Raw genomic sequence first — 15995 nt, 5'->3', positions numbered from 1 at the left:
AGATGGCATAGCGTCTAGGAGGACAATATGAAACAAGTAGCCGTTATTTTAAGTGGTAGTGGTGTGTTTGACGGGGCTGAGTTACACGAAGCGGTATTGACACTTTTAGCCATTGAGCAAGAAGGCGCGTCTTACCAGTGTTTTGCTCCAGATGTAAACCAACTGCATGTAGTCAATCACTTAACCGGTGAGGTATCAGAAGGTGAAGCTCGAAATGTGTTAGTAGAATCGGCCCGTATTGCCCGAGGTGATATAAAACCCGTGACTGAGTGCGACGTAACTGCTTTTGACACACTTATTTTACCTGGTGGCTTTGGCGCTGCGAAGAACCTGTGTACGTTTGCTGTAGACGGTGAAAATTGTACCTTTAACGAAGAGGTGCTGAGAGTGTGCAAAGCCTTTGCACAAGCTAAAAAGCCCGCAGCGTATGCGTGTATTGCACCAGCGCTAGCAGCAAAAGTGTATGGCAATAAAACTAAACTGACCATTGGCAATGACGAAGCCACGGCTGGTGGGTTGAATGCCTTAGGAGCAACGCATGTAGAGTGCCCAGTTGATGAGGTGGTTGTTGATAATGACGCAAAGCTTGTTACAACACCTGCGTATATGCTGGCGCAAAGCATTAGTGAAGCCAATGCGAGTATTACTCAGATGGTCAAAACCGTGCTTGCTATGAAATAGAAAACTAAAAAAATAAAAGTGGTTGGTTTTTTCCCAGTGAAAAGACTAGGTGCCTTTATGTGTAATTAGCCTAATCTAGTGGGGAGACAAAGGTTTCCCCTTGTTCATTATAGTCCTATAATCAAAACCCTATGCGTAACGTATAGGATTTCATCTACCTTGTTTCACGTAGATAGATTCGCTTTTTGAAACCTTATCAAAAAGCACATTGTAACTAGGGCTCTGTAGTCCTTATGCGCACTATAAAAATAAAGGCATAACAAACAATGCACTACCGTGCCATCATACGAATACTTGGGTTATTAATTGCGCTTTTTAGCGTAACCATGATCCCACCCGCTATCGTGTCGTTGATTTATCAAGATGGCAGTGGCCTGCCTTTTATCCTCGCATTTATATTTTGTGTCATCGGCGGTATGGCACTGTGGTACCCCAACCGTCAGCAGAAAAATGACTTAAGAGCGCGAGAAGGATTTCTGATTGTTGCGCTGTTTTGGTCGGTGCTGGCAAGCGTGGGGGCAATCCCGCTTATCTTGCTAGAGCAGCCAAGCATGACGGTGACCGATGCTTTCTTTGAGTCATTTTCTGGCTTGACTACAACTGGGGCTACGGTTATCGAGGGGATAGATTTTCTTCCTCACTCAGTACAGTTTTACCGTCAACAACTTCAGTGGTTAGGCGGCATGGGTATCATTGTACTTGCCGTTGCTATATTACCTATCCTTGGAGTTGGAGGTATGCAGCTGTATCGTGCAGAAACGCCTGGCCCAGTTAAAGATAATAAAATGACCCCGCGTATTGCCGATACGGCAAAGCATTTGTGGTACATCTATTTGTCTATAACCATTGCATGTGCCGGTGCATACTGGCTTGCGGGAATGAGTATTTTCGATGCTATTTGCCATTCTTTCTCAACGGTTGCTATTGGCGGCTTTTCAAACCACGACGCCAGCTTAGGCTATTTCAGCAGTCCGATGGTTAACGTAGTGTGTACCGTGTTTTTGCTTATTGCTGCGTTGAACTTCTCATTACACTATGCGGCGGTGAGCTCTCGTTCGGTTAAAGGCTATTTTAACGATCCAGAGTTTAAGGCGTTCTTTATCATTCAAGCTTCACTCATCGGGATTTGTTTCTTAGTACTTACACTTTCAGGCTATTACAGTTCGGCTGAGCAAGCTTTGGATCAAGCCATGATCCAAGCGGTATCTATTAGTACAACCGCAGGGTTTGCCACAACCGATTTTTCGGTATGGCCTACATTCCTGCCCATTATGCTAATTTTTTCTAGCTTTATTGGAGGGTGCGCGAGTTCCACGGGTGGGGGCTTAAAAGTAGTACGCGTGTGCTTACTTTTCCTACAAGGCAAGCGCGAGGTTGATAGGCTAATTCATCCGAAAGCGGTATACAGCGTTAAGTTTGGCGACCGTGCTATGCCCGACAGAGTCGTTGAAGCGGTATGGGGGTTCTTTTCGGCCTATGCTGTGGTGTTTGTCATCATTATGATAGGTTTAATTGCTACGGGCTTAGATAATCTAAGTGCCTTTACTGCTACGGCAGCTATGTTAAACAATTTAGGCCCAGGGTTGGGCAGCGTAGCGGCTAACTATGCTGATGTAACAGACGCTGGTAAGTGGATACTGGTGATTGCTATGGTATTCGGTCGGTTAGAAGTTTTTTCATTACTGGTGCTGTTCTCGCCTACTTTTTGGCGCAGTTAACAAATAAACCGGTAGTTTTGATGCGAGCTAAAGGGCGATAAATATCGCCCTTTAATTTTATGTCTTCAACTTTTATTCTTGCGGCACCTATGTCGCTTTGCTAAACCGCTAACCAAAGAAAAATGCGCTGGGCTGGAACAGCTTTTCCACATCATTAATGTACTTCTTATCTACCAAGAACAAAATGACATGGTCGTTTGCTTCAATCTTAGTATCGCTGTGAGCGATAATCACCTGTTCGTCACGAACAATAGCCCCAATCGTGGTACCTGGCGGTAGTTTAATATCGCCTATTTGTTTGCCAACTACCTTAGAAGTATTTTCATCACCGTGTGCTATAGCTTCGATTGCCTCGGCCGCTCCTCGTCGTAATGAATAAACGTTAACAATATCTCCACGGCGCACGTGAGTCAGTAGTGCCGAAATTGTGGCTTGTTGAGGCGAAAACGCAATATCTATTTCACCACCTTGTACCAAGTCGACATACGCACTTCGCTGAATAAGCACCATGGCTTTTTGTGCACCCATGCGCTTTGCCAGCATGGCTGACATGATATTCGCTTCATCGTCGTTGGTAACGGCTATGAAAGCGTCGACTTGCTCGATGTTTTCTTCACTTAGCAATTCAGGGTCAGACGCGTCACCACTAAATACAATGGTTTTATCTAAGTTGGCAGATAAATACTTGGCCCTTTCTGGACTGTATTCGATGAGCTTAACGTTATGATTATGCTCTAGCTTTTTCGCAAGGCCTGCACCAATCAAGCCACCGCCGGCAATCATAATTCGTTTGTAGCTTGATTCGAGCTTTTGCAGCTCACTCATTACTGCGCGAATGTGTTTGGTAGCGGCAATGAAGAACACTTCATCATCGGCTTCAATAACCGTGGTGCCTAACGGGCGAATAGGGCGGCCACGCCTGTAAATGGCAGCAACCCGGGTTTCAACGTTCGGCATATGGTCTTTAAGGGCAGACAACGCATGGCCTACCAATAAGCCACCGTAATAGGCTTTAACCGCAACAAGGCTGGCCTTGCCTTCAGCAAACTCAACCACCTGAAGTGCACCCGGGTAGTCGATAAGACGTTTGATGGCCTTAGTTACCAACTGCTCAGGAGCGATAATGTGGTCAACGGGAATGTCTTGCTGCTTATATAGCTGCTCTTGGTAAATGATGTACTGTTCAGAGCGCACGCGGGCAATTTTAGTGGGAGTCTTAAATAAGCTGTAGGCCACCTGACAGGCCAACATGTTGCTTTCATCACTATTGGTTACGGCTATCAGCATATCGGCATCTTCCGCTCCGGCCTTACGCAACACATCAGGGTGTGATCCCACGCCCGTTACTACTTGTAAATCAAGGCGGTCTTGAAGTGCGCGCAATATAGTGGGGTCAGAGTCAATAACCGTTATTTCGTTATTCTCACCCACTAAGTTTTCAGCAAGTGTTCCGCCTACTTGGCCGGCCCCTAAAATGATGATCTTCATCGTTATTATTTTGCCTTCATATTCGTGCTGGTCTTAACTGTGTGACATTGCGCAACTATTGAACTCAGTCTATCGACTTTACCAGCCTCGCATAATAGAAACCATCCATTTGTTGCTCCCCTGGCGTTATCTGACGTCCAGGTCTATCGACGGTTTCGGTTTTTAGTATGGGCGATAATGTGGCATCTGGTGTGTCGGACAAAAACTGCTGTATTTGCCCCATGTTCTCTTTTGGTAAAATAGAACAGGTTGCATAAAGTAGTGTGCCACCTGGTTTTAATAAGCCCCAGAGCGTATCTAATATGCGGCGTTGAAGCTGCGCTAAATTGTCAATGTCATTAGATTTTCGAAGCCAGCGAATATCAGGGTGACGTCGAATCACGCCGGTAGCAGAGCAGGGGGCATCCAGTAAAATTCTGTCGAAGGGCTTTCCGTCCCACCAAGTTTCTGGGTTAGCAGCATCACCCTGCTTAATATCGACAATGTGCTTAAGGCGAGTCATGTTTTCTTCTACTCGTTTTAGGCGGGTAGCATCAGCATCAAGCGCTAATACGTACTGTGTATCAGGTGCTGACTCAACAATATGCCCTGTTTTTCCGCCCGGTGCTGCACAGCAATCTAAAATACGTTCGTTTGCCTGTGGCTGTAAGTAGTGTGCGGCCAATTGAGCTGCACCATCTTGCACCGCAAAGTGCCCTTTATCAAAGCCAGGCAGGGCTGTAATGTCTTCACGTTTAGTCAGAATTACGGCATCAGCATGGTTTGCGCTAAGGGTATATTCAACCCCTGCTTTATCTAACGCTTGAGTAAATGCTGCCAACGATGTTTGCAACTTATTTACGCGAAGCCAAATGGGGGCCATGGCATTCGTTTCGTAACGAATTTGCTCGGCATCGTCACCATAGGCGTTTTCTATGGCCTTAAACAGCCACTTAGGTAAACCGCTGTTGATAATGGCATCGTCTACTTTTTTGTCGGCAAGGTTCTCTCGCTGAAAATTGCGTAATACCGCATTCACCAAGCCTTTAAGCGCTGCTGCGTTTAAATAAGACGCTGCAGCAACCGTTTCACCTACTGCAGCGTGATTGCTAACGCGGGAAAAGTTAAGCTGATACAAACCAAGAAGAATGAGGTGTTCAATAGCCTTTTTATTTCCCTTTAAGGGTCTATCAAGCAGAGAGCGCAGCCAATACTGTAAAAGGGGAAGTCGACGCATTACCCCTAACGACATCTCCTGAATCCATGCGTTGTCTTTAGCGTTATGTCTGCGCTGAACGCGTTCTAGGCACTCTCGAGATGACTTGCCTTGCTCTAAAATTTGATAAATAACCCACGCGCAATCTGCGCGCAGGTTCTTTTGTTTGGGAAGGGGTAATGGTTTCACGTTTAGTCCGCTTGTGTCAGACAACGGCCCACTTCAAACCATGTTTGGCGGGCATTGATAACGTCTGACGCTGGAAGCGCCTTTTTGCCAGGAATTTGAAGAGATGTAATGCATAGAGCATCGCGCCCAGTAGCGATAGTAATGCCTTCTTTATTAGCACTAACTACAGTACCTGGCTCAACGTCTTTTTCTAACGGCACAACGCTGGCAGACCATACTTTAACGTTCTGATCTTCGACCTGCATCCACGCTACAGGCCAAGGGTTGAAGGCGCGGATATTTCGCTCTATTTGCTCTGCATCGTCTGCCCAATTAATCAGGGCTTCTTCTTTTGAAAGTTTTTTCGCGTAGGTCGCTTGAGAGTCGTTTTGTTTGGTGGGCGTGTAACGATCAAATTCATTAACGACCTCAACCAACGCTTGTGGTCCTAGCTCTGCAAGCTTCTCATATAAGGTGGCGCTGGTATCTTCAGATGTAATAGGTAATGTTGCTATGTGCAGCATGTCACCCGTATCTAAACCTTCGTCCATTTGCATTATGGTTACGCCTGTCTCAGCGTCTCCCGCCCAGATTGAACGCTGTATTGGTGCCGCGCCTCGCCATTTGGGCAGTATAGACCCATGCACGTTAATACACCCTAGTTTAGGTGCATTTAATACCGCGGTAGGCAGTATCAGCCCATAAGCAACAACCACCATTAAATCGGCATTAAGCGAAGCTAATTCATTCTGGGCTTCTGATGCTTTGAGCGTTTGTGGCTGGTATACGGGAATGGTGTTTTCTTCTGCTAACACTTTAACCGGACTAGCAGTAAGCTTTTTACCTCGCCCAGCGGGCCTATCAGGCTGAGTGTAAACAGCAATGACCTCGTGCTCACTTTCTATCAAGGCTGATAGATGTTTAGCTGCAAAATCCGGAGTACCGGCAAAAATCACTTTCAATGGAGTTGTCACGTTATTCCTTAGGCTTTTGCAGCAAGACGCGCTTCTTTCTCAAGCTTTTTACGAATACGTTGGCGCTTAAGCGGTGAAAGGTAATCAATAAACAGTTTACCTTTTAAATGATCCAGCTCGTGCTGAATACAAATCGCTAACAAACCTTCTGCATCCAACTCAAAGCTCTCGCCATTTTGGTCTAGCGCCTTCACGGTAATCGCTTCGGCGCGCTCAACTTTCGCGTAATTACCCGGCACTGATAAACAGCCTTCTTCGCTAATCGTGGAGCCATCTTTACGAATGATTTCAGGGTTAATAAATACGCGTGGCTCGTTTTGATCTTCCGATACGTCCATTACAACAACTTGAACGTGGCGGTTAACTTGCGTTGCAGCAAGGCCAATACCGTTCTCGTCTTTCATGGTATCGAACATGTCCGATACCAATTGTTTAATTTCGTCGTTAACCTCTTCAACCGGCTTAGCTACCGTGCGAAGACGTTCATCAGGAAAACTTAATACGTCTAAAATTGCCATTTCTCGCTTACTTCACCTTTTCGCTGTATAAATTCATATACGATCTAATTGCCAGCACGCTTTACAGTGCTTATTAAGTTACTATTCTAACGTATATCGGGTTGTTTCGTGCAGTTTTTTACCGAAACCCTATTAGAATACCTAGTTATGCCGATATAGTGCTATTGTCTGAAAAAGCAACAATAAGTGACAATGAATAATTTGCAGGTGATTAATTTGAAAAAGCGATTAACTTACGCGCGTTGTGCAACAACTCTTATCCTTGGAGCGCTTTTGTCATTGCCTGCGCTCGCACTTCAATTAAAAGACAGTGCACCTGAAACCTATACCGTTAAGCGTGGTGATACCTTATGGGAAATCGCAAGTATTTTTCTAAACGAACCTTGGTTATGGCCAGAGTTGTGGAGAACGAATACGCAAATCGACAACCCCCACCTTATTTATCCTGGCGATGTTATCGTCGTAGGATATGTTGACGGTCAGCCTGTCTTAAGCGTTAAAAGAGATAAGCTCGCCTACAACTTGTCACCTTCAACCGATAAGCGAATTAAGTCAAAACCTGTCGACGTACTGTCCTGGATAACTATTTCTCCCTTTATAAGACATCATATGCTAATAGACGAGGGGAGCTACTCAGCATTACCCAGGCTTCTAGGTAATCAAGACGGCAATGTAAGATTCGCATCAGATGACTTTGTGCTAAGCCAGCAACAATTCAGTACCGACGACCAGTACAGAGTGATAAGAAAGCACGCTACTATCAAAAATCTTGAAGGCGAGACGTTGGGCATTCAGGTTACGCATGTGTCTAACGCTTCTCTAGTAGAAAAAGACCAAGCAGACGATACCATGCTGCTTTTTATTGACGATGCCAATCAAGAAGCAAAGCGCGGCGATAAACTTATGGCTGGTGGTTTTTCCCACCCTGAAGATTTTGAGCTCATTCCAGCGACTTCACAAAGAGGGGCTGTGGTGGGTGACTTGCACGACCATGATTTACTCGGCAAGTACGACGTTGTCATTCTTGATTTAGGCTCTATGGATGTGGCGCCAGGCACAGTATTGGGCGTGTACGCGCAAGGTCCAGCAATTATTGATGAAGATAGCCCACGCTATATTGATGAGCCCGGTGCTAAAAGTGGTGGTGAGTGGTTTATCGATACAGTAGCGCAGCCTGCGCTTAAAGTAGGCGAAGTGATTGTGTTTAAAACATTTGATGCGGCAAGTTACGGATTAATAACGCGAGCGAACAGAGGGATTAAGCGCGGTTTCATTGTCGCTAAGCCTTAAATGCTTAACGTTTTATTGTCGCTCTAAAAGGAGCGACAATGAACAAGCAAACTTCTCATATAGACGGCGACCTCTCTGCATGGTTAGCACTGGCCTCTGCGCAACGTGTTTCTCCTAAAACCTGGTTACAGGCAATCAAACATTATCAACTATCTCCCGCTGAGTTAGCCGGTAACACATCATCACTTCCCGACACTGTAAAACAGCTTACATGTCAAATATCAAAACCTTTAGTTGATGCAGCTTTTACGTGGAAACAGGGGAGTAACAATAGACATATTATTACTTATTCGTCTTCATACTATCCTCAATCGCTCAAGCAGTTAGACAGTCCACCTCTTGTAATATTGGCAACAGGAGATTGTGCTTTATTGCAAAGTCCACAAATAGCAATTGTAGGTAGTAGAAGATCTAGCTTTCAGGGGAGGCGTATAGCAAGCGACATTGCGTTTGGGTTGTCAGAAAACGGCATTGTGGTGACTAGCGGGCTCGCTATGGGCATTGATAGTGCTGCACACCAAGGCGCGCTGTCTGGTAGTACTGGAACCATTGCAGTAATGGGTACGGGACCTGAAAAGGTATATCCAGCTAAAAATAGTAAGCTCTATGAAGCTATTAATAATGACGGAGGTGTCACCGTCACAGAGTTTTTTCCAGGTCAGGGGCCTAAGCCTTGGCATTTTCCCAGGCGAAATCGAATTATCGCAGCGTTATCGCTTGGAACCTTAGTGGTAGAGGCAAAAATTAAGAGTGGCACCTTGATAACTGCGAATTTGGCCGCAGATATGGGGCGAGAAGTATTCGCTGTGCCAGGCAATATCGCTAATGCTTACGCTGAAGGTTGTCACTGGTTAATCCAACAGGGCGCGAAATTAGTAACGAATATAAGCGATATTCTAGATGAAGTTGGCGTTCAGCCTGAACAACTAGGCTTGAATGTTGACGAGCAAAACGAAAAAAGTACAGCGAATAGCTTGGCAACCGATAAATTATTAGCTAGTGTGGATTATGACATCACCGCTATTGATGTCATAGCCCAGCGCAATGCCTTATCTGTATCGCAAGCAATGGCATCATTATTAGAATATGAGTTGCGTGGTTTAGTGGCCGCTGTCCCTGGTGGTTACGTTAAATTGAGGGGAAAATAATATGTTCGATATCCTCATGTATCTGTTTGAAAACTTCATTCACAGTGAAACGGAAATTCGTGTTGACCAAGACGAGTTAACGGAAGAGCTTGTGCGCGCAGGATTTCATCACGATGAGATTTATAAAGCCCTCGCATGGTTAGAAAAGTTAGCGGCACTGCAAGAGACGGACATCAAACCGTACTTTTGTAAAGGCATTAGCACTAGCTTAAGCCGTATTTACACGCATGAAGAACAAATGCGTTTAGATGTGGAATGTCGTGGTTTTCTTATGTTCTTAGAGCAGGTCAATGTGTTGGATGCCTCCACACGCGAAATGGTTATAGATCGTGTTATGGAAATTGACTCCAATGAATTTTGTTTAGAAGACCTGAAATGGGTTGTGCTAATGGTACTATTCAACGTACCAGGCAAAGAGAAAGCCTACGCACAAATGGAAGATCTTTTGTTCGAAGAGCCAGATGGTGTTCTGCATTAATGCAGTTGTAGTCACTGGTATTTGAATCTTTACTTAAAAATGCGCTGTAAAATTACAGCGCATTTAAGGCCTTAACGTCCAATACATGTCTAAAATAGACCATTCACTCTTTTCAGCACACGAGCATGCTCTTGATGATAATTTCGGAGATTGCCCCGAGTGCGGTAAACCTCTTCATATAAAGAATAGTAAATCTGGCCCTTTTATCGGGTGTACGGGCTATCCGGAATGTAGCTTTAGTAAGCCACTTCACGACAAACAAACCACCATACTGAAAACCTTGGACGGTGTAGCCTGCCCTGAGTGCGCATCCGACTTAGCCATAAAGAAGGGGCGGTTTGGCATGTTTATCGGCTGTACTAATTTTCCTTCATGCCATCACATAGAGCCCATTAAAGAAAAAGAAGACACTTTGGTGGATTGTCCAAAGTGTAAGAAAGGACACCTAATCTCGCGTACTAACAAATACGGCAAACAGTTTTTTGCGTGCAACCATTATCCACAATGTCGATATGTGCTAAATTTCACGCCGGTAAATGAAAGCTGCCCAGACTGCGGTTGGGGAGTATTAATAGATAAAAAAGGGCAGTTACAGTGCCCTCAGCCGGCTTGCGGCTATAAAAAGTAATTACATAAAGAACTATACGTAGAGATCAAAACCATGTCTGATATCCAAAATGGGAACGTAAACACGTTTACCCCCGTTGAGGCTAACTCACCTGAAGTAGACCCTGTTGTTGCCGCATTCCAAGCTGGCAGTTTAATCGTTTATCCAACCGAAGCGGTAATGGGCATCGGATGTGACCCCGACAATGAAGCCGCAGTAAATGCGCTGTTAGAGATAAAACAGCGGCCGGTAGAAAAGGGCGTGATCTTGATTGCTGCAAACTACAGTCAGCTACTGCCTTATGTTAACGATAACGCCATTCGCCCTGACAGACGCACCGATATTTTTTCGAGCTGGCCAGGCCCTAATACCTGGCTATTACCTAAGTCGTCATCTGCGCCAGTTTGGTTAACCGGCAAGCATAGTAAAATAGCGGTGCGCGTAACTAATCACCCTGTAGTAGTGGAATTGTGCAACAAGTTAGGTAAGCCGTTGGTTTCTACAAGCGCTAACCTGACCGGCCAACCGCCAGCCACCACCACTGAAGAAGCAAAAGCCGTATTCGCTGATTCCGTTTTCTATGTAGAAGGGGAAGTAGGCGGTGCAACTAAACCCAGTACCATTCGCGATGGTGACACAGCAGAGGTGATAAGAGCATGACATCAGCAGGATTACTGGACGGTAAAAACGCCGCTGAAGTAATAGAGCAAGTAAAACGCTATTTGCTTGGGCTGCAAGACACCATTTGCCAAACCCTTGAACTTGCCGATGGAAAAGGTCATTTTGTTGAAGACAGCTGGCAGCGTGAAGAGGGCGGCGGTGGCCGTTCTCGAGTACTAAAAAATGGTGCGGTGATTGAACAAGGCGGGGTTAACTTTTCTCATGTTTTTGGCAGTCAAATGCCTGCTTCAGCAACGGCTAATCGCCCTGAGCTTGCGGGAAGAAACTTTCAAGCAATGGGTGTATCACTCGTTATTCATCCACATAACCCGTATATCCCAACGTCACATGCCAATGTTCGCTTTTTTATTGCAGAAAAAGAGGGCGAAGCTCCTATCTGGTGGTTTGGCGGCGGTTTCGACTTAACGCCATTTTATCCGTTTAAAGATGACGTGTCGCATTGGCATAATACGGCTAAAAAATTATGTAAGCCATTTGGCGATGATGTCTACCCTAAATATAAAAAGTGGTGCGACGATTACTTTTATCTAAAACACCGCAATGAAACACGCGGAGTGGGTGGTTTATTCTTCGATGACCTGAATGAATGGGGCTTTGAACAGTCATTTGCGTTTATGCAGGCTGTTGGTAATGGTTTCATCGATGCTTACGTTCCTATTGTTGAACGTCGTAAGCTAACCGATTTCGGTGAAAGAGAGCGTGATTTCCAACTTTATCGCCGGGGCCGCTACGTTGAATTTAACCTTGTATTCGACCGGGGCACTTTATTTGGACTGCAAACCGGCGGGCGCACCGAATCTATCTTAATGTCAATGCCGCCGCTAGCGCGTTGGGAGTATTGTTACACGCCTGCACCAGGTAGCGCCGAGGCCAAGCTGACAGACTGGTTAAAACCTACTGATTGGTAATCAATTGTTAAATAAGGCAGCGCTTAAATCCTTAAGCGGATCGCCGATAGCAGCTTTCATCTTTAATGACTAAAAAACGCCGTATTAACGTTAATGCGGCGTTTTTTTGATCTACATCAAGGTGGAATATCAACTGTGTTTCAGTGAGTTACCAAACTTGCGCTGGATCAATGTTTCTCTTAACCACAGGCGTAAAGTAGCGCCATCTTAGTTAAACACAAAAGAGACACATCATGCGCAAACACTTTTTATCTGCATCTGCACTTTGCCTTACACTTGCTGCACTCTCACCTTTAGCTAGCGCTCACCAGCAGGGCGACTGGATTGTTCGTGGCGGTCTTACTACCGTTGCTCCTGACGAATCGACTTCTAACATCGTCGCGGGTGGAACTGATCTTGGCGTGGCCCTTAATATCGGTAACGATACTCAACTAGGTCTTAATGTAGCGTACTTTATTACTGACAATATTAATATCGAGCTGCTTGCCGCAACGCCCTTTAAGCACGACGTTAATTTTTCTGTTGCTGATCCGTTAGGGACGGGTAATCAGCTTGGTGAAGTCACGCATCTTCCTCCTACGCTTACCGCAAACTACTATTTTAATGATGCCAGCTCTGCGTTTCAGCCGTACATTGGTGCAGGTGTCAACTATACCTTTATCTTTGATGAAGAGTTTACAGGTGCGAATGAAACAGCTGGCTTAAGCGACCTTTCGCTTGATAATTCATTTGGCTTGTCAGCACAGGTGGGAATGGATTACCAAATTGATACCAAATGGCATGTTAATGCATCGGTTCGATTTATTGATATAGATACCGAAGCAACCTTTAAAGTGGGTGATGCTGCTGGAAAGGTGAGTGATATTGAAATAGACCCTTGGGTATACACGATATCGGTAGGTTACACCTTCTAAGGCCTAAACCTAACAATTGAAGCTTTCATAATTGCACTACTTTATACGTCAACAAGAGCGTAGACAGTAACAGGGGACTTGCGCGTTAAAAGGTTAATCCTTTCAACGCGCTTTTTTATTTTGTATTCACCATGTGATTGGCGAGTTGATCAAGTGCGTCTATCAATTGTTGAGCTAAGGCGATATCTTCAACCGTTTTAAACATGGCTTTTCGCATGCAATACATCCACTGCGCTTTTAACTCCGGTGTTACGGTATAAGGTAGGTGGCGTGCACGCAGACGCGGGTGACCAAACTGCTGCTGATAATCATCAGGACCACCAAGCCACAAGCTTAAATACAAAAAGAATACATGGCGAATTCTGTCTAATGGCTGAGGATGAATAGCAAGTAGTTCACTCGCAAGTGGGTCGGTCTCCATAATGTCGTAAAACGTATTTGCTAATTCCCGTACTTTCTCCTCTCCACCTATACGTTCATATGGTGTACTCTGCGAAGCACGATTATCGCTTTTCTTCTTTATATTAAATAAGTCTCGTATTCCCATGAAAAAATTCGCTGTATTCGGAAATCCTATTGCACAGAGTTTATCACCAACTATCCATCAAATGTTTGCTGAACAAGTGGGAGAAAAGATTTCTTATGAAAAGATACTTGCGCCTGAAGATGGTTTTATTGAAGCTGCCAAAGCGTTTTTAGCGCAGAAAGGTGCTGTAGGCTGCAATGTCACCATGCCTTTTAAGCTAGATGCATTCAACCTGGCAAAGGTAGATGACCAAGCGGCTAAAGATGCACAAGCTGTTAATACACTAATGAATAGTGGCAATGATGAAGTGCTTGGGTACAACACAGATGGTGTGGGCCTGGTAAATGATTTACTTAATAGTGGAGTGGAAATTAAGGGTAAGCGCGTGTTGCTTATTGGTGCCGGCGGCGCAGCTCGCGGCGTCATTTCCCCGTTAATAAAAGCAGGGGCCGCTTCTTTAACCATTGCAAATAGAACCAAAGCAAAAGCTGAGGAAGTAGTAAATGCTGCCTCTAACGCTAAAGTGCAGGTGGTCGCGCTTGAAGATATCGCAGATGTTGCGCCTCATATTATTATTAATTCAACAGCCGCCAGTTTAAGCAATGAATTGCCGTGCCGTTTAAATGATGGTGTTTTACAAAATTGTGAAGTGGTGTACGACATGGTTTATAAAAACTCACCCACGCGCTTTATGAGAGATGCGGCCGAACTTGGTGTTAAGACACAAATCGATGGATTAGGGATGCTGGTTGAGCAAGCGGCTGAAGCATTCTACATATGGACACAAAAGCGCCCCGATACTTCAGATATTGTAAAACGTGTCAGGGCTATCGTTGAGCAAGGTGAGAAGCGAAACTAGTTCGCTTCTTCAAGGTACTCATCTTTCAATACAACATAGTTAACGGCAGACTGTTTCAGGAATGCCATTTCAGCGTCGTTGAGCGGTCTTTTCTTTTGCATGGGGTTCCCAACGTAAAGAAATCCGCTTTCTAATCTTTTGTTCGGCGGTACTAATGTACCTGCACCAATAAACACATCGTCTTCAACAACAACACCATCCATTACAATAGCGCCCATGCCAACGAGAATTCGATTACCCAACTGGCAGCCGTGCAACATACACTTATGCCCAACGGTGACGTCCTCACCAATAATAAGTGGGAAGCCGTCGGGGTTTTTCTCAGATTTACGGGTAACGTGTAAAACACTGCCATCTTGAATATTAGAACGGGCGCCAATACGAATTTTGTTAACGTCGCCACGAGCAGCGACCAGCGGCCAAATGCTCGCGTCATCTTCTAAAACTACATCACCGACGATTCTTGCCGAGCCATCAACATAGACATTCTTTCCTAATGTAGGAGAAACACCTTTAAAACTATCAATCGATTTATGCATTACACACTCATATGAATTGCGCAGAAAGTGAATTACACAAACTCTAACAGCAATGCCGGTGAGTTGGTACTAGTAGGGTGTACTGAGCCTACCCGTCATGCTTTAAGCAACAGGTAACTATCCGTACGTTGCAACACGCGAAGAGGAGGGTAGTAAATCACAAGGAGAAAAATGATAATGTAGTTTGCTAATAGAATTTATCGAGACATTGTAATGCCCAAGCGCTATGTATTTTTCACTGCCCTTCCCTATGCCTATCCTATTTATAGACCACTACAAGAGGCCATTAGAGCTAGAGGTGATGAAGTAGCCTGGTTTTTGGAAGGAGAATGTCCCGATCTTTTGAAGCCTGATGAAATTCGCCTTCACACTATTAATGATGTTGTTGAATACAATCCCTTAGCCATATTTGCGTGTGGAAATATCATCTATCACTTTTTGCCGGGAATAAAGGTATCAGTATTTCACGGTTATCCGATTGGCAAGCGAGGGGAGAAGAGTAGCGCTACAGATGATCACTTCTCTATTCGCGGGTGGTTTGATATGTACTGTACTCAGGGGCCAAGTAGCACAGAGTATTTTAAGCAGCTTGAGGCTAAACATCAGTTTTTTAAAGTGTACCAAACAGGTTGGGCGAAAGTGGATGACTACTTTTCTCCATATAAGAGGGAAAACGATGTTCCCACTATTCTCTATGCCACCACTTTTTCTAAAGGCATTACCTCTGCTCCCGTACTTGTCGACACAATAAGTAGTTTAGTGAAAGAAAAGAAATGGAATTGGCGTTTAACATTTCATCCTAAACTCAACGATCAAGCACTATTAAATAGATATCGTGCGCTGGCAGAAGAAAATAGTAATGTTACCTTTGTCGATAATGTGCGTCTTGAAGACTTTCAGCAATCAGATGTCATGTTGTGTGACAGCAGCTCTATAATTTTAGAGTTTATGATGATGAACAAACCTGTTGTCACTTATCGCAATACAAACCCTGGACAACATCTACTTAATGTCACAGAAGTAAGCGAAGTAGAAAACGCCATTGAAACTGCATTAACGCGACCCGCATCATTAATGAAAGAGGTTAATGACTTTGCCCATTATCATGAAGCCTATAGAGATGGACGTAATTGCGAACGTATTTTAGATGCAGTCGATGACTTTAATAGTAATTATAAAGGTAAGATAAAAGCTAAGCCGCTTAACCTGTGGCGCAAGTTCAGGTTAAGGAATAAGCTGAAATACTGGAAATAGTTGGTATTTTGAGCGTTCAAAACGAATATGACACTTTTTTTAAAATAAG

General features: G+C 44.6%; 17 protein-coding genes. 11 read left to right on the top strand and 6 right to left on the bottom strand.

Translation table 11 applies throughout. From position 1 onward, the window contains the following. Positions 1-27 precede the first annotated feature (27 nt). Positions 28-681 carry an isoprenoid biosynthesis glyoxalase ElbB gene (elbB, locus tag AC27KT_RS02140; protein ID WP_487127009.1) on the top strand — a complete coding sequence of 218 codons (654 nt, stop codon included), beginning with the start codon at positions 28-30 and terminating at the stop codon, positions 679-681. Between the two features lie 266 nt (positions 682-947). Then, positions 948-2399, top strand: coding sequence for a TrkH family potassium uptake protein (locus tag AC27KT_RS02135; RefSeq protein WP_487127007.1), 1452 nt, complete (start codon positions 948-950; stop codon positions 2397-2399). 108 nt (positions 2400-2507) lie between these two features. Here AC27KT_RS02135 and trkA read toward each other — a convergent pair whose 3' ends face one another. The 4 genes from trkA to def form a co-directional block, all read right to left on the bottom strand. Further along, positions 2508-3887, bottom strand: a complete 1380-nt coding sequence (gene trkA, locus AC27KT_RS02130; protein ID WP_334019400.1) for a Trk system potassium transporter TrkA — start codon at positions 3885-3887, stop codon at positions 2508-2510. Between the two features lie 64 nt (positions 3888-3951). Then, positions 3952-5271, bottom strand: a complete 1320-nt coding sequence (gene rsmB, locus AC27KT_RS02125) for a 16S rRNA (cytosine(967)-C(5))-methyltransferase RsmB (RefSeq protein WP_487127005.1) — start codon at positions 5269-5271, stop codon at positions 3952-3954. A 2-nt stretch (positions 5272-5273) separates the two neighbouring features. Continuing rightward, the gene (gene fmt / locus AC27KT_RS02120) at positions 5274-6224 is read right to left on the bottom strand and encodes a methionyl-tRNA formyltransferase (RefSeq protein ID WP_487127003.1); all 951 of its coding nucleotides are present in this window, start codon (positions 6222-6224) and stop codon (positions 5274-5276) included. Positions 6225-6232: 8 nt separating this feature from the next. Further along, positions 6233-6742 carry a peptide deformylase gene (gene def, locus AC27KT_RS02115; RefSeq protein ID WP_487127001.1) on the bottom strand — a complete coding sequence of 170 codons (510 nt, stop codon included), beginning with the start codon at positions 6740-6742 and terminating at the stop codon, positions 6233-6235. 207 nt (positions 6743-6949) lie between these two features. On the opposite strand from def, the gene AC27KT_RS02110 reads away from it, so the two are divergent. The 7 genes from AC27KT_RS02110 to AC27KT_RS02080 all read left to right on the top strand — a co-directional run bounded on the left by AC27KT_RS02110 (position 6950) and on the right by AC27KT_RS02080 (position 12768). Continuing rightward, entirely contained in the window at positions 6950-8032 is a 1083-nt protein-coding gene (locus AC27KT_RS02110; RefSeq protein WP_487127582.1) for a LysM peptidoglycan-binding domain-containing protein, read from the top strand. A 38-nt stretch (positions 8033-8070) separates the two neighbouring features. Next, positions 8071-9180, top strand: a complete 1110-nt coding sequence (dprA, locus tag AC27KT_RS02105) for a DNA-processing protein DprA (RefSeq protein ID WP_487126999.1) — start codon at positions 8071-8073, stop codon at positions 9178-9180. 1 nt (position 9181) lies between these two features. After that, positions 9182-9658 carry a DUF494 family protein gene (locus AC27KT_RS02100; protein ID WP_014947732.1) on the top strand — a complete coding sequence of 159 codons (477 nt, stop codon included), beginning with the start codon at positions 9182-9184 and terminating at the stop codon, positions 9656-9658. An 85-nt stretch (positions 9659-9743) separates the two neighbouring features. Beyond that, complete coding sequence (locus AC27KT_RS02095; protein WP_039222332.1) at positions 9744-10286, top strand: DNA topoisomerase family protein; 543 nt, start codon at positions 9744-9746, stop codon at positions 10284-10286. 33 nt (positions 10287-10319) lie between these two features. Next, on the top strand, positions 10320-10925 hold the full coding sequence (gene tsaC, locus AC27KT_RS02090; RefSeq protein WP_014947734.1) for an L-threonylcarbamoyladenylate synthase type 1 TsaC: 606 nt from the start codon (positions 10320-10322) through the stop codon (positions 10923-10925). Continuing rightward, positions 10922-11854 carry an oxygen-dependent coproporphyrinogen oxidase gene (hemF, locus tag AC27KT_RS02085; RefSeq protein ID WP_487126996.1) on the top strand — a complete coding sequence of 311 codons (933 nt, stop codon included), beginning with the start codon at positions 10922-10924 and terminating at the stop codon, positions 11852-11854. The genes tsaC and hemF overlap by 4 nt, the downstream gene beginning before the upstream one ends. 233 nt (positions 11855-12087) lie before the next feature. Continuing rightward, on the top strand, positions 12088-12768 hold the full coding sequence (locus tag AC27KT_RS02080; RefSeq protein ID WP_487126994.1) for an OmpW family outer membrane protein: 681 nt from the start codon (positions 12088-12090) through the stop codon (positions 12766-12768). A gap of 115 nt (positions 12769-12883) precedes the next feature. Here the strand turns inward: AC27KT_RS02080 and AC27KT_RS02075 are convergent, their stop codons facing one another. Beyond that, a complete protein-coding gene (locus tag AC27KT_RS02075; protein WP_487126992.1) occupies positions 12884-13315 on the bottom strand; it encodes a group II truncated hemoglobin in 432 nt (143 codons plus the stop codon). On the opposite strand from AC27KT_RS02075, the gene aroE reads away from it, so the two are divergent. Beyond that, complete coding sequence (aroE, locus tag AC27KT_RS02070; RefSeq protein ID WP_487126990.1) at positions 13314-14153, top strand: shikimate dehydrogenase; 840 nt, start codon at positions 13314-13316, stop codon at positions 14151-14153. The genes AC27KT_RS02075 and aroE overlap by 2 nt on opposite strands. Here aroE and AC27KT_RS02065 read toward each other — a convergent pair. Continuing rightward, positions 14150-14692 (bottom strand): gamma carbonic anhydrase family protein, encoded by a 543-nt coding sequence (locus AC27KT_RS02065; protein ID WP_014996785.1) that lies wholly within the window; start codon positions 14690-14692, stop codon positions 14150-14152. The genes aroE and AC27KT_RS02065 overlap by 4 nt on opposite strands. A 342-nt stretch (positions 14693-15034) precedes the next feature. Between AC27KT_RS02065 and AC27KT_RS02060 the strand changes: the two genes are divergently transcribed. Further along, positions 15035-15946 carry a UDP-N-acetylglucosamine 2-epimerase gene (locus AC27KT_RS02060; protein WP_487127580.1) on the top strand — a complete coding sequence of 304 codons (912 nt, stop codon included), beginning with the start codon at positions 15035-15037 and terminating at the stop codon, positions 15944-15946. Positions 15947-15995: the final 49 nt, after the last annotated feature.

The sequence above is a fragment of the Alteromonas sp. 5NW40-0090 genome (genome assembly GCF_057552975.1).
The sequence above is the reverse complement of the archived record's forward strand: the minus strand, read 5'-3'. Positions and strand labels throughout refer to the sequence as shown.

Coding starts and splice junctions, on each gene's coding strand:
- AC27KT_RS02065 (WP_014996785.1), bottom strand. CDS start 14,692: ATGCATAAATCGATTGATAGTTTTAAAGGTGTTTCTCCTACATTAGGA.
- AC27KT_RS02080 (WP_487126994.1), top strand. CDS start 12,088: ATGCGCAAACACTTTTTATCTGCATCTGCACTTTGCCTTACACTTGCT.
- dprA (WP_487126999.1), top strand. CDS start 8,071: ATGAACAAGCAAACTTCTCATATAGACGGCGACCTCTCTGCATGGTTA.
- AC27KT_RS02095 (WP_039222332.1), top strand. CDS start 9,744: ATGTCTAAAATAGACCATTCACTCTTTTCAGCACACGAGCATGCTCTT.
- AC27KT_RS02135 (WP_487127007.1), top strand. CDS start 948: ATGCACTACCGTGCCATCATACGAATACTTGGGTTATTAATTGCGCTT.
- trkA (WP_334019400.1), bottom strand. CDS start 3,887: ATGAAGATCATCATTTTAGGGGCCGGCCAAGTAGGCGGAACACTTGCT.
- elbB (WP_487127009.1), top strand. CDS start 28: ATGAAACAAGTAGCCGTTATTTTAAGTGGTAGTGGTGTGTTTGACGGG.
- aroE (WP_487126990.1), top strand. CDS start 13,314: ATGAAAAAATTCGCTGTATTCGGAAATCCTATTGCACAGAGTTTATCA.
- tsaC (WP_014947734.1), top strand. CDS start 10,320: ATGTCTGATATCCAAAATGGGAACGTAAACACGTTTACCCCCGTTGAG.
- AC27KT_RS02075 (WP_487126992.1), bottom strand. CDS start 13,315: ATGGGAATACGAGACTTATTTAATATAAAGAAGAAAAGCGATAATCGT.
- def (WP_487127001.1), bottom strand. CDS start 6,742: ATGGCAATTTTAGACGTATTAAGTTTTCCTGATGAACGTCTTCGCACG.
- AC27KT_RS02100 (WP_014947732.1), top strand. CDS start 9,182: ATGTTCGATATCCTCATGTATCTGTTTGAAAACTTCATTCACAGTGAA.
- hemF (WP_487126996.1), top strand. CDS start 10,922: ATGACATCAGCAGGATTACTGGACGGTAAAAACGCCGCTGAAGTAATA.